Here is a 13616-nt window from a genome sequence, read left to right as displayed (position 1 = left end):
AATTAAATAGTGATTGTTAAGTTATCGTAAGCCAAATGTACATTATTCGGCAAAATTTTTTCTACCTCGTCATGAAAACCAAGTAGGTGACTAATATGGGTTAGGTATGCCTTTTCTGGGTTAATTTCTTTTATGAACGCAAGGGCTTCCTCTAAATTGAAATGAGAAATATGGGGCTCTATACGCAATGCACTAACTACAAGAACCTTAGTCCCTTTTATTTTTTCTTTTTCTTCTGGCAGTACCGTTTTTACATCAGTCAAATAAGTAAAATCTCCTATTCTATAACCAAATACCTGTAACTTATTATGTAATACGTTTATAGGAGTTACATCTTGGCCACCAATTGAAAAAGGAACATTGTTTTCTATAAGATTAATATCTACAGTAGGTGCGCCTGGATATTTGTTTTCTTCTTGAAATATGTAGTCAAATCTTTTTTTCAATGATTTTACCACCCTACTATGGGCATAAACTGGAATATTACCTTGCCTAAAGAAAAAGGGGCGAATATCATCAAGCCCTGCAGTATGATCAGAATGTTCATGCGTATACAGAATACCATCTAAATGATTTACATTCTCCCTAAGCATCTGCTGACGAAAGTCCGGACCACAATCAATAACATAATTGAAATCATCCCATGAAAGTAAAACCGAAACCCGCAATCTTTTATCCTTTGGGTTATCACTTAAGCAAACCGGATGCGTACTGCCAATTATGGGAATTCCTTGAGAAGTTCCCGTACCTAAAAAAGTAACACGTAAATTGTTAATCATGTATTACAAATTTAATTCCTTTTTAATAAAATTGGTTACTGAAAATTATAAGATCGCTGTATTTAAAAGGGAATAAAAACAATAACCGAAACTTATGCCATTTTTTTGCGGCTATTGTGTATTGTAACAACCATTCTTTATAACTTTGTTAAAAGCTAAACAGGTAAAAAATGGCATCGGTATTAAAAAGAGATAGTGTTTTTGAGAATATTCCCTCTATTAAAGCAAAAACCCTACGCATAAATCTGAATCCGGATATATACGGAACTTTTGCAGAAATTGGCGCAGGACAAGAAACCGCACGTCATTTCTTTAGGTCAGGTGGTGCTTCCGGTACCATTGCAAAAGCAATGAGTGCTTACGACAAAGATTTTAGTGATGCTATTTACGGTATTGAGTCTGATGGACGCTATGTAACACAGGCAAGATTAAAAACCATGCTGCATTATGAAATGCAATTGATGGAAGAGCGTATTAGTCGTGATAACCATCCAGAAAGGTTATTCTTTTCATATGCAAATACAGTAGCTACAATTGATTTTTCTAAAAGATATAAAGGTCATGGTTGGATCGGTATTCGTTACCAACTAGACCCAAATCAAAAAGAATATGACGAGATAATTCTTCATATTCGTTTTAAGCAAAACGAAGCAAGACTACAACAAGAAACATTGGGTATTCTTGGGGTAAACTTAATTTATGGTGCTTTTTACAAGTATCATAAGCCTAAGAAAATGTTGAAATATTTATATGACCATATAGATAAAGATACTTTAGAGATTGACATGATCAACTTCTCTGGACCAAACTTTAAAGAGGTTGATAACCGTTTAATGAGTTTACAGCTTATTAAGAATGACATGACAGATGCTGTTATGTTCGGTCCTGACGGCAACAACCTATTACCTGCAGCTGTACTTTACAAAAAGAACATATTAGCATTACGTGGTAGTTTTAGACCCGTTACCAAGGTGAATTTAGATATGTTTGAGAAGTCTTATGACATTTTCATTCGTGATAAGGGTGTTGATCAAAATAATACCATCGTTATTTTTGAAATAACACTATCTAACCTTAAAGCATCCGGTGAAATTGATGAGCAAGATTTCATGGACAGAGCAGAATTACTTTGTTCTCTTGGTCATTCTGTAATGATTTCAAAATTCCAAGAATATTACAAATTGGTAGAGTACTTTAATAACTATACCAAAAATAGAATTGGCTTAACCATGGGGGTAAACAACCTGGTAGACATATTCGATGAAAAATACTACCGTCATTTAAGTGGTGGCATTTTAGAGGCATTTGGTAAATTATTCTTTAAAGATTTACAGGTGTATCTATACCCAATGAAGAATGCTGATACCGGTCAAATCATGACCAGTAATAACGTAAAAGTGCACCCACGTATGAAAGAATTATATAAATTCTTTAAGTACAACGGTAAGGTAATGGACATCATAGATTACGAACCAGAGGTAATGCATATTTTCTCTAGGGATGTTCTTAAAAAATTAATGAACAACGACGAAGGTTGGGAACAAATGCTACCAGAAGGAATTGCTGAAATCATTAAGCAAAAACAATTGTTCACGAGAAAAACAGAAGATCAAGAAACAGAATAAACATTTGATTTTCAATATATAAGAAACGAAAAACGCCCATTTGAAATGGGCGTTTTTTTACATAATCAACTAAATATCAATCTAATAGCTGCGCTGCATGATCTTTAGTTTTTACTTTATCAATTACTTTTGTAACTACACCTTCACCATCTACCACGAAGGTTTTTCTATGGATACCATCATACTCACGACCCATAAATTTCTTTAAGCCCCAGACACCAAATGCATTGATAACGGTATGATCCTCATCTGCCAATAGCGGAAAAGGAAACTCATATTTCTCTTTAAATTTAGCTTGTCTTTTTTCAGAATCTGCACTTACCCCTAAAAGTTCATAGCCTTCAGATTGTAATTCTTTATAATTATCCCTTAAATTACATGCTTCAGCCGTGCAACCAGGAGTGCTTGCTTTTGGGTAGAAAAAAACAATTAGTTTTTTACCTGAATAGTCCTCTAATTTAATAGTATTTCCATCTTGATCTTTAGCAGAAAACGATGGCACTTTATCACCAACTTTTAACGTATTCATAAATGAAGTTTTATAAATTTGTGTTTAAATATTCGCAATCAAAATTAAACAATTAATGACGAAAGCCGAAAAAATAGCATTTACAATTTCTACTCTTAAGGAGCTATATCCAGAAATTCCAGTGCCATTGGATCATAAAGATCCGTATACTTTATTAATTGCCGTATTAATGTCTGCACAGAGTACAGATGTTAGGGTAAATAAAATTACTCCTCTTCTATTTGCAAAGGCAGACAACCCTTATGACATGATTAAATTAAGTGTTGATGAAATCAGGGAAATTATAAAACCGGTAGGCCTTTCACCAATGAAAGCCAAAGGAATTCATGGTTTATCACATATTTTAATTGATAAACATAATGGTGAAGTACCACAAGAGTTAGCATATTTAGAAGAATTACCAGCTGTAGGTCATAAAACGGCAAGTGTTGTTATTTCACAAGCTTTTGGTATACCGGCTTTTCCTGTAGATACTCATATTCATAGATTATTATATAGATGGGGATTTACCAATGGCAAAAATGTAGTACAGACCGAAAAAGATGCTAAGCGATTATTTCCAAGAGAAATATGGAATGATCTTCATTTGCAAATTATATGGTATGGTAGAGAATATTCACCTGCAAGAGGCTGGGATTTGGAAAAAGATATAATTACGAAAACAATTGGGAGAAAAACAGTACTTAAAGACTATTATAAAAAGAAAAAAACCCGCTAAAAGCGGGTTATATTAATTAATTCAAAAATATTTCGAATTCTAAATCTTTGTGCTCAAATTCATAGAGAGCTTGTGAATAGCTCAATAAGAAGTTGATTGTCTTCGGACAAACTTTGTTAAATCCGGTCTGTTCTTGGTAATCTGAGTAAATTTTTTCCATACTTCCTACGTTGTTACAATAAAATAACGCAGCAAATTTGGAAATATTGTTTATTCTATTTTCTACTCCAAATTAATTCGTAAGAACTATGTTGTTTTTTTCAATGATTTTTCTAAGATTAATTAAAGCATAACGCATTCTACCCAGGGCAGTATTAATGCTAACACCAGTGTTTTCAGAGATTTCTTTGAAACTCATATCTTTATAGATACGCATTAAAAGAACTTCTTTTTGATCATCTGGCAACTCTTCAACCAATTGTCTTAAATCAGTATCTATTTGATTTTTTATTAATTGTTTTTCGGCATTTAACTTATCATCACCAATTACAGAGAAGATATTAAAGTCATCGCTACCTTCAAACATTGGCATTCTTTTGTTTCTTCTAAAGTGATCGATAATCAAGTTATGAGAAATTCTCATTACCCATGGTAAAAATTTACCCTCTTCACTATACTTACCTCTTTTTAAAGTTTTAATAACCTTAATAAAGGTATCTTGAAAAATGTCTTCTGTGATATCCCTATCTAAAACCTTAGAATAGATAAAACTAGTAATACGTTGATTGTGTCTGTTAATTAAAACTTCCAAGGCAGCTTCGTTACCGTTGATGTAATCTTTAACTAATTCTGAGTCTTCAATTTGTAGTTTCATACGAGTTACTTTCTTTAATTGGTTAAGATTGGGTTAATCTTTTTAGTTAATTGGTTTGTTTTTTATTTCTGATATAAAACTAGAGAAAAGGGGGGCTGTAGGAAAAAGTATGTTGTCAAACCGCGTTTTTTTGATGTGAAACATCGAAAAAGTATATTTCTACACAATAAATACAAATTCAGATAGTTCGACGGGGAAATGTAGGAAAGATAAAAATGATGTAAAACCCCTTTATTATTAGCCCTGCATTAATATACCTATATATAAGGTAAGACAGAAAAGCTTGTTCTCCTACAACGAATATGGCGCTCACTAGCAATAAATGATAATACTAAACCCATTTAAAACAAAAAAAACCCTTGGACAATGCCCAAGGGTTTATATATGATTGTAGGAATATTCTAGTTCAAATTACTCTCAAACTGCAATCCATCTACTTCTGTAATGTTTAAAGACTTAGAATAAGAAAGCAAAAACTGAATTGTTTCTGGTTTAGCTTTAACTAATTTGTTCTTATTCTGATCTTTCGTGTATATTTTTTCCATGCTAGGTGTTGTTTAGGTTCATCTAAAGAACGACACATTGATGAAGATAGTAGATCCACTCGACCTGTAACCAATTAATTCGTTAAAACTATATTATTGGCCTCTACCAACTTTCTAAGGTTAATTAAAGCGTAGCGCATTCTACCTAAAGCCGTATTAATACTAACACCTGTATTATCAGAAATTTCTTTGAAACTCATATCCTTATATATACGCATCTCTAATACTTCTTGCTGGTCCTCAGGCAACTCCTTTATCATGCGAAGTAAATCAGAATCTATCTGTTCTTTGATCAATTGCTTTTCGGCATTCAATTTATCGTCTCCTAGCAATGAAAATATATTATAGCTTTCCTTACTATTATACATTGGCATTCTATTGTGCTTTCTAAAATGATCGATAACAAGATTATGCGCAATACGCATTACCCAAGGTAAAAATTTACCTTCTTCATTATATGCACCTCTTTTGAGGGTACGTATAACTTTCATGAATGTGTCTTGAAAAATATCTTCGGTTAGCTCGCGATCACCTACTTTAGAATAGATAAAACCTGTAAGGCGAGAATTGTGACGGTTAATTAAAGCTTCTATAGCTCTTTCGTCACCTTGTATATATTGTTTTACTAATTGGGAATCTTCAACTTGTACTACCATAACGTTACTTGTAGGGTTAAAATGCAGCCCCAAATTCTTAATGAATAAGGGTCTAATGGTTAAATTCTAACTTTAAAAAGTAATGTTGCGTTATAGGCTAATTGAATTTTTATGAGATCCAAAGATATAAAAAAATAAATACTCTTATAAAAATGTGAAAATTTCTTCTGCAATTTTTAGATAAACGGCATTTTTTAGTTCAGAAAAAAGGCAAAGCGTATCTTTGTAATCTTAGATATTTGTATGCCTACACTCGCCGAAGTAAATCCGAAAGAAAACATTATTATTAAGGGAGCAAAACTGCACAACCTTAAGGATATTGATGTCGTAATACCTAGAAATAAACTTGTTGTAATAACGGGATTATCTGGTTCTGGTAAATCTAGTTTAGCTTTTGACACCCTATATGCCGAAGGTCAAAGACGCTATGTAGAAAGTCTTTCTTCTTATGCCAGGCAGTTTTTAGGTAAGCTAGACAAGCCAAAAGTAGATTATATAAAAGGTATAGCCCCAGCAATTGCCATTGAGCAAAAGGTGAACTCTACCAACCCAAGATCTACAGTAGGTACCACTACTGAGATATATGATTATATAAAACTATTGTATGCACGTATAGGTAAGACCTTCTCTCCTATTTCTGGTCATGAAGTAAAAAAACATACTGTTACAGATGTCGTAAACCATGTAAAGAAGTATGAAGAGGGAACAAAACTTTTGCTTTTAGCACCTATTACCATTCGTGAAGATAGAGATGCACTAAAATCCTTGGAATTATTCTCTAAACAAGGTTATGCGCGTATAAAGTATAATGATAAGGTACTACGTATAGACCAAGCTCCTGAGGATATTGGTAAAAAGTTTGATTTGGTAATCGATAGAATCATTACCAAAGATGATGAAGACTTTCATAACAGATTGGCAAATGCCATAGATACAGCTTTCTTTGAAGGTAAGGGCGAATGTTTGATCGAAGAATTGGCAGATGGAAAACAAACACCCTTTAGCAATAAGTTTGAATTGGACGACATGACGTTTTTAGAACCTAACGTTCATCTTTTCAGTTTCAATAATCCGTATGGTGCATGTCCTAAATGTGAAGGCTATGGAGATGTCATTGGTATAGATGAAGATTTAGTAGTTCCAAATACGGCTTTATCGGTCTATGAAAATGCAATTTTTCCATGGCGAGGGGAAAGCATGAGTTTTTACCGTGATCAATTGGTAAATTCTGCTTACAAATATGACTTTCCTATTCACAAACCTTGGTTTGAGCTTACCGAGGCTCAAAGACAATTAGTTTGGGATGGCAATTCCCATTTTATAGGTCTGCATAAGTTCTTTGGAATGTTAGAAGAGAAAAGCTATAAAATACAGAACAGGGTAATGCTTTCCAGATATAGAGGCAAAACCAAATGTAATGTCTGTAACGGAAAACGATTACGAAAAGAAACCGATTATGTAAAAGTTGGCGGCGCTTCAATTTCTTCATTAGTAGGTTTATCAATTGAAAAACTAATTGTATTCTTTAATGAGCTACAACTAAATGAAAGTGATGCTACCATTGCGAAGCGACTTTTAGTAGAAATAAACACAAGATTAGGATTTTTAGATAAAGTAGGATTGAACTACTTGACCATAAATAGAAAATCTAACACCTTATCAGGTGGGGAAAGTCAGCGTATAAATTTAGCCACATCATTAGGTAGTAGCTTGGTGGGCTCTATGTACATATTAGATGAACCTAGTATTGGCTTACACCCAAGAGATACAGAAAATCTTATTGACGTATTAATATCATTACGAAACTTAGGTAACACGGTAATTGTTGTTGAGCATGATGAAGATATTATGAAAGCGGCAGATATGGTTATAGATATAGGTCCTGAAGCTGGTACTCACGGTGGTGAGGTTGTTGCACAAGGAACCTTAAAAGAAATACTCAAATCAAAATCGCTTACCGCACAGTATCTAAATGGTAAGATGGAGATTAAAGTACCAAAAGAAAGAAGAACATCTAAAAATCATATTACCATAAAAGGTGTTAGAGAACATAACCTTAAAAATATCAATGTCACTTTTCCATTAGATATGTTGACCGTGGTTACAGGAGTATCCGGTAGTGGTAAAAGCACTTTGGTAAAAAAGTTGTTGTATCCTATTATATTAAAAGAAACAGGTGGCTATGGAGAAAAAGCTGGCCAGCACACATCGGTAGAGGGTAAATTTAACCATATTAAGCATGTGGAGTTTGTTGATCAAAACCCTATTGGCAGATCTTCACGTTCCAACCCGGTTACCTATATTAAGGCATATGATGATATTAGACATCTATATGCCAATCAGAAACTGAGTAAAATAAGAAATTACCAAGCAAAACATTTTTCGTTCAATGTTGATGGTGGTCGTTGTGAAAAATGTAAAGGTGAAGGCGAGATTACTGTAGAAATGCAGTTTATGGCAGATGTTCACTTGGAATGTGAAACTTGTGGCGGTAAAAGATTTAAGAAAGAAGTTCTAGAAGTAACCTTCAACAATGCCAACATAGATGATGTTCTTAATATGACTATTGATGATGCCATTCAGTTTTTTGAAACTGGGGAGCAAGCTAGAATTGTCACCAAACTAAAACCATTGCAAGATGTAGGCTTAGGCTATGTAACTTTGGGGCAATCTTCCTCTACCCTATCCGGCGGTGAAGCACAACGTATTAAATTGGCATCTTTCTTAATTAAAGGAAGCACAAAAGATAAAGCACTGTTCATTTTTGATGAACCTACAACCGGATTACACTTTCATGATATTCAAAAATTATTGAAGTCTTTTAATGCTCTTATTAAAAAAGGACATTCAATTGTAGTAATCGAACATAATATAGATTTAATAAAATGTGCCGATTACATTATTGACCTTGGACCAGGTGGTGGAGAAAATGGGGGGCAATTATTAGCAGAAGGTACTCCAGAAGAGGTTGTAAAAAGCAAAAAATCGTATACTGCGAGCTACTTAAAAGAGAAATTAACTTAATTTCCAATCCTTTAAAGGATTAATAAATCATAACTAAACCATTGATTATCAATATTATAATCGATGGTTTCTTTTTTTGGCACGCTGTTTGTATACTACTAAGGGAATGTGAATAATTACATTTAGAACAACTGCCTAAGGGGCAGATTTAAAACCTTATATTATGAAGAACTTAGTACTACTTTTTACAGCGATGATTTTGAGCACCACAGGTGTTTTCGCTACAGGTATTTACGAAGATAAGGTTGCAACCAGCAATTCTTATAGATACGACAACTCATTTATTTTTATAGAAAACGGAATTACATTTTCTGTTTACCCAGATGGTGAATTTGATTTCTATATCGAGAACCAGGTTTCAGGAAGAAAAAACGGAGTAACATTTAACTCTGGTTATGATTATAGTCCGTTTGCACAATATGATGATTATGGTGCAGTAATTCAAGTTGAAAATGTACCTATCTATTATGACTATTACGGTCGTGTAAGTCAGATTGGTGATGTAGATATCAACTATAGAAACAATAGAGTTCGTAGCGTTGGTAATATGAATGTATATTATAACAACCGTGGTTTTTATGATTACCATACTGGTTACATCAACATATACAACAGAAGTTATGTATACCGTCCATTTCACAGATGGTTTGTAAGACCTGCAGTAGGATTTAGCTTTGTATATAATAGCCCTTACAGAAGATATTATACCCCTGTAAGATACTCATATTATAGTCCTTATAGAAACAATTTTAGAAAGGCTTATGTACATGTAGGTAAACAATACAGATACAACAAGGTTAGAAATAACAGAGCTACCGTATACAGAAATGATAAGAGAGTTGCGGTAAGAAACAACAACTATAGAAGTAATAGAACCGTTGCCAAAAGAGATAACGGTTTAAGAACGAACAGAACGTTGGCATCTAATAATACATCTAGAGCTAATAGAAGTTCAACTGTAAATAGGTCAACTACCGTAAGGCGTAGCAATACTAATAGTGGTAGAACAACACAAAATAGAACAGTTACAAGAAGTACTAATAACGGTACGGTTAAAAGAAGTAATAGCTCTGCTGTGCGTACGTCGCCAAACAGAACGGTTACTAAAAGAGAAGTAAGCCGTACACCAAGAAGTACCACTGTAAAAAGAACTACTACTACGTATAAAAAACCGGTAAGCAGAAGTGCAAACACTAGAACTGCAACAAATACCAGAACGCAACGTAGTACTGTATCTAGAAAAGCGACTAGTAGTCCGTCTAGAAGTACGGTAAGCAGAAGTTCTAGTTCAAGATCTGTAAGTAAAGCTCCTGCTAGAAGCTCAAGTTCAAGAACAAGTTCAGCGACTAGAAGTAGCAGAAGAAATTAAAATAAGTTTTTAGGTTGGTTAGTTGTTAAGCGCCGTAGTGATTTAATCACTGCGGCGCTTTTTCTTTTATAGCTTATTACTTTCTGTAAATAGTTTTATGAACTTTTTAGGAAATTCAGTTTTAATATGGATTTCTTCATCTGTCATAGGATGCTGAAAACAAAGTGACCTTGCGTGCAAATATAACCCCTTACCTTTCAACTGCAGTCCATCTAAAAAGTAAGTAGCATCACCTAAAATCGGATTCCCTATAGCAAATAGATGTTTGCGCAATTGATGCCTTCTACCTGTATGCGGACTTAACCTTACTAAATTCAAATATGAGAAGCGTTTAGAAACAACGGTTTCTATAACTTCAAAAGAAGACTTGGCAGGCTTATCATCTATTTCATAATCAATAGTTCCGTTATTTTTCATTTTGCCAATAGTAACCGCAAAATATTCCTTTTTAATATTCTTATTTTCAAATAACTGATTCAGTTTAGTAATCACACTATTTGTCTTTCCTACTAAAAGTAAACCCGTTGTGGCATAATCTAAACGGTGAACCGGTTGAGGGCTAACAGCGTCATCGGCAGGACTCTTTTGTAAATTTTGAGGAAGTGCATTGGCTACGGTCTTAAATCCGTTACCGCTTACCAATATTCCAGCAGGTTTATTGATAATTGCCAAATACTCATCTTCAAAAACCACATCAAGTTTTAACACGAGTCTTGTCTTCACTTTGTTTTCTGATGGATGCTTATAAATTATTATCTCTCCGCCAATTATCATAGTCGCAGTAGATGCAACAACACCATCAACCAATACCAATTCTTTTTTAATAGCCTTCTTTAAAGCAGATTTCGTTGATATACGCTGAAATACCCCTGCTCCATACTCCTGTAATCTTAAAGGAGATATTCCTTCAGGCACAATATGTGTTTCTTTTATTTGCATCATAATTATTCAAAGTTAATTAGTATTTAGCTCATATCTAAACAATTCATTTTCGGACTACTAAAAAATTGAAGTGAGTTAATAAGGCAAATCATATTGGCTTAATTTTCAAGCGGCAATCAATCTACCTACAAAGAAACCTCATGAAGAAAATCAATCATAAAATTCTTAGACAGCTAATTATTCTAGCCTTAATTATTTTTTTAGGCGGGTTAATTATCAAGTATATGCTTCCTTACATATCTGGAGTTCTTGGTGCACTTACCCTTTATGTGGTACTTAGAAAATGGATGTTGAAATTAATCAACAAAGGCTTTAAAAGATCATGGGCATCAATGTTACTGATTTTGGGAGCATTCATTGGTATTTTTATACCAATTACAGGAGCAGGTTTTATGCTAAGTTCACAATTGGGAGATTTCGCGAACAAATCTGAACAAGTCACCAAAGCCTTTAAAGATCAAGTATCTAAGATAGAAAAGTATATAGGTTACGATATTTCATCGACAATTGACCCTCAACAGGCATCTGGTTGGTTCACAGACAATATGCAAGGTTTTGCCAATAGCACTTTTAATATTTTTATCTCTCTAGGTATTTTACTATTCCTATTATATTATATGCTGAAAAGCCCGAAAGAACTAAAAGAATCTCTATTAGAATATATTCCATTAAGCAATAAAAATTTAGTAACATTAGGTAAAGAAATAGATAGTGTAGTACGTTCTAATGCTATTGCCATACCTCTAGTTGCTATAGCACAAGGAATTATAGCATTGATAGGATTCTATATTTTTGGAGTAGAGAATCCGCTTTTCTGGTTTGTAATTGTAACAATTGGCTCTATGATTCCTTTCATCGGAACATTTATAGGCATCTTTCCGGTATTTGTATTAAGTCTTGCTAGTGGAGCGGACTTTCAAGCTTGGGGCGTACTAATATATGGCGTTACCGTGGTAGGAATGACCGATAACTTTATTAGGCTTTTTGTTCTTAAAAAATTAGATAGCACACACCCGTTAATTACATTAATAGGCGTTTTAATAGGTATTCCCCTTTTTGGTTTTGTTGGACTGATTTTTGGTCCGTTGATAATCAACCTATTTTTAATAATCGTAAAAATATATAAACAGCAATACGGTATTCAAAAACCGAATAGGCAACGTGCACAACAAATGTAATTATCGGCGCAAGTATTTACTTAGAAAACCATAAACATCTTCAGATATTTTAAAACGATAAAGAACACCTACGTAGAATACCATCATTAAAATACTTTTAAGAACAATATTAAGTAGCGGATGAAAATCAAAGTCAAAAGCAGAAAAAATAGCCGCTACAACAACCAATAACGCAAACACCTTTAAAGTCTCATTTGTAAATGGCAACATTTTAAATTTAGATTTCACATATCCTAATTTTAAAGTATTGTATATAAAAAAGGCGCTAAAACTAGCAATGGCAGCACCATTTATTCCATACTTGGGAATTAGCCAAAGATTAAATAAAATGGCAAGAAGAGCCAACAAAACTCCGAAAAATAAAATAGACCGATAGTAATCAGAATTGAATAGAATCGAATTATTGTTTCCCAGCAAAGCATCATACACCTTCACCAATCCAACCCAAAAGACGATCATGTATCCACCGGAATACTTTTCTGGCAGCAACTCATAAAGTTCATTCAAATTTAGTAGGATGAGAAGAAAAAGAATACCAGAAACAATGAATAAGGTCAATGAGCTTTTTTGATATAATTGTGCAAGCGCAGGCTTATCGTTATCGTTTAAATAAGTTGCCGTCAACGGGTATGTTATTTGATGCATTGCCCTAGATGGTACCGCAATGGTTGATGCAATAAACCCAGCTACAGCATAGAAAGCTACATTTTCAAGCTCAAGAAAGTTATTCAGCATCACCTTATCAACCTCCATAAGAACAATAGCAGTAGATCCACCCAAAATAATAAGAGCGCTATACTTAACTATGGTCTTCCAATTTTCAGGAAGTGTAAAATTCAATTTAGGTTTACGCACTGTGTATGCATAGAATTTCATGATTACAGCACGTACAAGATAGAAACCTACTAAAGCATTAATAAAAAAATCAATATCTATGATTTTGAAATATAAAAGAAGAAGCAAGATAGTCTGACCTATTCTACAAAAGATCTCTTTCATAAAATTGCCGAACATAGATTTCATTCTAATTCTTGCCCAGGCATAAAAAACTTCAAAATACGCCATTGCCATACCCACTAAAAAAATATGCCAAACATAATCCCTAACCACATCATTCTGTCTAGAAAGCAGTTTTCCAATGGTGTCATTAGCTAAATAGCTTAGTAACGCAACAGGCACAATTAATACTAAGGGAAGTAAAAGCATTAAAGTAAGAAATGAATTCTGAGTTTGATTATTCTTAAAACTGGAGTAAAATTTCACCAAACTATTGGGTACACCAAATGCCAAAATAGGCATAAGCACAGCAGATACAGATAAGATGACCTGTATTAAACCATAATGACCTGGCTGCATAAAATTGGTGTACAAAAACAATGTATTGACCGCCCCAATTGCAAAACCAAAATAGGTTACAATTGTATTATTCAACGACTG

General features: G+C 33.7%; 12 protein-coding genes. 5 read left to right on the top strand and 7 right to left on the bottom strand.

The window, feature by feature from the left end:
• Positions 1 to 2: 2 nt before the first annotated feature.
• Positions 3 to 779 (bottom strand): MBL fold metallo-hydrolase, encoded by a 777-nt coding sequence (locus P177_RS08040; protein WP_036153741.1) that lies wholly within the window; start codon positions 777 to 779, stop codon positions 3 to 5.
• Between the two features lie 170 nt (positions 780 to 949).
• Between P177_RS08040 and P177_RS08035 the strand changes: the two genes are divergently transcribed.
• Positions 950 to 2404: a nucleotidyl transferase family protein gene (locus P177_RS08035; protein ID WP_036153740.1), complete on the top strand. Its 1455-nt coding sequence runs from the start codon at positions 950 to 952 to the stop codon at positions 2402 to 2404.
• A 76-nt stretch (positions 2405 to 2480) separates the two neighbouring features.
• Here P177_RS08035 and bcp read toward each other — a convergent pair whose 3' ends face one another.
• Positions 2481 to 2933, bottom strand: a complete 453-nt coding sequence (bcp, locus tag P177_RS08030) for a thioredoxin-dependent thiol peroxidase (protein WP_036153737.1) — start codon at positions 2931 to 2933, stop codon at positions 2481 to 2483.
• Positions 2934 to 2988: 55 nt separating this feature from the next.
• Between bcp and P177_RS08025 the strand changes: the two genes are divergently transcribed.
• The gene (locus P177_RS08025; RefSeq protein ID WP_036153735.1) at positions 2989 to 3651 is read left to right on the top strand and encodes an endonuclease III domain-containing protein; all 663 of its coding nucleotides are present in this window, start codon (positions 2989 to 2991) and stop codon (positions 3649 to 3651) included.
• Positions 3652 to 3883: 232 nt separating this feature from the next.
• Here P177_RS08025 and P177_RS08020 read toward each other — a convergent pair whose 3' ends face one another.
• From P177_RS08020 to P177_RS08015, 3 genes are all read right to left on the bottom strand, one after another.
• Positions 3884 to 4465 (bottom strand): RNA polymerase sigma factor, encoded by a 582-nt coding sequence (locus P177_RS08020; protein WP_036153733.1) that lies wholly within the window; start codon positions 4463 to 4465, stop codon positions 3884 to 3886.
• A 401-nt stretch (positions 4466 to 4866) separates the two neighbouring features.
• A complete protein-coding gene (locus tag P177_RS20200) occupies positions 4867 to 5010 on the bottom strand; it encodes a hypothetical protein (RefSeq protein ID WP_167333103.1) in 144 nt (47 codons plus the stop codon).
• Positions 5011 to 5084: 74 nt separating this feature from the next.
• Entirely contained in the window at positions 5085 to 5666 is a 582-nt protein-coding gene (locus tag P177_RS08015; RefSeq protein WP_036153731.1) for an RNA polymerase sigma factor, read from the bottom strand.
• A 243-nt stretch (positions 5667 to 5909) separates the two neighbouring features.
• On the opposite strand from P177_RS08015, the gene uvrA reads away from it, so the two are divergent.
• Both uvrA and P177_RS08005 read left to right on the top strand, forming a co-directional pair.
• A complete protein-coding gene (gene uvrA / locus P177_RS08010; RefSeq protein WP_036153729.1) occupies positions 5910 to 8690 on the top strand; it encodes an excinuclease ABC subunit UvrA in 2781 nt (926 codons plus the stop codon).
• A 163-nt stretch (positions 8691 to 8853) separates the two neighbouring features.
• The gene (locus P177_RS08005) at positions 8854 to 10059 is read left to right on the top strand and encodes a hypothetical protein (protein ID WP_036153727.1); all 1206 of its coding nucleotides are present in this window, start codon (positions 8854 to 8856) and stop codon (positions 10057 to 10059) included.
• A gap of 66 nt (positions 10060 to 10125) precedes the next feature.
• Here P177_RS08005 and P177_RS08000 read toward each other — a convergent pair whose 3' ends face one another.
• Complete coding sequence (locus P177_RS08000; protein WP_316930787.1) at positions 10126 to 11001, bottom strand: RluA family pseudouridine synthase; 876 nt, start codon at positions 10999 to 11001, stop codon at positions 10126 to 10128.
• A 140-nt stretch (positions 11002 to 11141) separates the two neighbouring features.
• Here P177_RS08000 and P177_RS07995 point away from each other — a divergent pair, with 140 nt between their 5' ends.
• Entirely contained in the window at positions 11142 to 12179 is a 1038-nt protein-coding gene (locus P177_RS07995) for an AI-2E family transporter (RefSeq protein ID WP_036153725.1), read from the top strand.
• Here P177_RS07995 and P177_RS07990 read toward each other — a convergent pair whose 3' ends face one another.
• The gene (locus P177_RS07990; protein ID WP_316930786.1) at positions 12180 to 13610 is read right to left on the bottom strand and encodes an oligosaccharide flippase family protein; all 1431 of its coding nucleotides are present in this window, start codon (positions 13608 to 13610) and stop codon (positions 12180 to 12182) included. It lies immediately after the preceding gene.
• Positions 13611 to 13616: the final 6 nt, after the last annotated feature.

Origin of the sequence: Maribacter forsetii DSM 18668, from assembly GCF_000744105.1 — a bacterium.
Taxonomy (GTDB): domain Bacteria; phylum Bacteroidota; class Bacteroidia; order Flavobacteriales; family Flavobacteriaceae; genus Maribacter; species Maribacter forsetii.
The sequence above is the reverse complement of the archived record's forward strand: the minus strand, read 5'-3'. Positions and strand labels throughout refer to the sequence as shown.